Origin of the sequence: Shigella sp. FC1661, assembly GCF_001712525.1 — a bacterium.
Lineage (GTDB): Bacteria > Pseudomonadota > Gammaproteobacteria > Enterobacterales > Enterobacteriaceae > Escherichia > Escherichia coli.
In genome coordinates this window covers 1-1,323 of the sequence record NZ_MDGW01000341.1, presented here as the reverse complement: position 1 = coordinate 1,323, position 1,323 = coordinate 1, and the positions used below count along the sequence as shown (strand labels likewise).

Genomic DNA, 1,323 nt, shown 5'->3' with positions numbered 1-1,323 from the left:
AAAACGTCCGTTGCTCCCCTCGTGATAACGCACGCCCCATGTCTTCGCGTTCAGTTTCCGCAATGTCTCTTCCTGTACCCTGATTTCTTCCAGGTTCGTCTGTATCCTCCCGCCGAGATACCAGAGCGTCCCACCACTCGCGGTAAACAGGAGAAAGACTATCCCCAGCAACCTCATACCCGAACTCCCTGCCAGCTTTAACATGTCCTTCCGGTGCTGCATCATCGCCTCTTTCACCCCTTCCCGGTGTTTTTTCAGCGATTCCTCCGTCGAGGCCGTAAACTGGGCTATAGCGCCTTTGATTTTCGTCTCGTTTGAGGTCACAGCCTCGCTTACAGATTCGCCGAGCTTCCTGAATTCGTCGTTCAGCATTTTCTCTGTAGATTCGGCTCTCTCTTTCAGCTTTTTCTCGAACTCCGCGCCCGTCTGTAAAAGATTGCTCATAAAACGCTCCTTTCAGTCTGATGTTCCTCCCGCCGTTCGGGTCTGCAATGCTGATACTGCTTCGCGTCACCCTGACCACTTCAAGCCCCGCCTCTGTGAGCGCCTGAATCACATCCTGACGGCCTTTTATCTCTCCGGCATGGTAAAGTGCGTCTATCCCACGAGTAACGCCCTCAGCAAGCACCTGTTTCGTTTCCGGCAGGTTATCAGGGAGTGTCAGCGTCCGGCGATTCTCCGGGGCGTTCGGGTCATGCAGCCCGTAATGGTGATTCACCAGCGTCTGCCAGGCATCAATTCTCGGCCTGTCTGCCCGGTCGTAGTACGGCTGAAGGCGTTTTCCGGTCTGTAGCTCCATGTTCGGAATAACAAAATTCAGCTCAAGCCGTCCCTTGTCCTGGTGCTCCACCCACAGGATGCTGTACTGATTTTTTTCGAGACCGGGCATCAGTACACGCTCAAAACTCGCCATCACTTTTTCACGTCCTCCCGCTGGCAGCGCCTTCTCCGCGAACGAGAGAACACCGGACGTGTATTTCTTCGCAAATGGCGTGGCATCGATGAGTTCCCGGACTTCTTCCGGATTACCCTGAAGCACCGTTGCCCCTTCCCGGTTACGCTCCCTTCCCAGCAGGTAATCAACCGGACCACGGCCACCGCCTTTTCCCCGGGCATGAAACTTAACTATCATCCCGCGTCCCCTGTTCCCTGACGGCCAGACGCAGCCGGCGCAGCTCATCCCCGATGGCCATCAGTGCGGCCACCACCTGAACCCGGTTACCGGAAGACCACTGCCCGCTGTTCACCTTCCTCGCTGCCTGATTCAGGTTATTCCCGATGGCGGCCAGCTGACGCAGTAACGGCGGTGCCAGTGTCGGCAGC

The 1,323-nt window shown here is 56.4% G+C and carries 2 protein-coding genes; both read right to left on the bottom strand.

Annotated elements, in window-relative coordinates:
• Positions 1 to 1,132 (bottom strand): plasmid mobilization relaxase MbeA (gene mbeA / locus BFF42_RS28610; RefSeq protein WP_146759054.1); only part of this gene is annotated, 1,132 nt, incomplete at its 3' end.
• Positions 1,122 to 1,323: MobC family plasmid mobilization relaxosome protein (locus BFF42_RS17530; protein WP_119180159.1), on the bottom strand; the 202-nt coding region annotated here is incomplete at its 5' end. The genes BFF42_RS17530 and mbeA, both read right to left, overlap by 11 nt.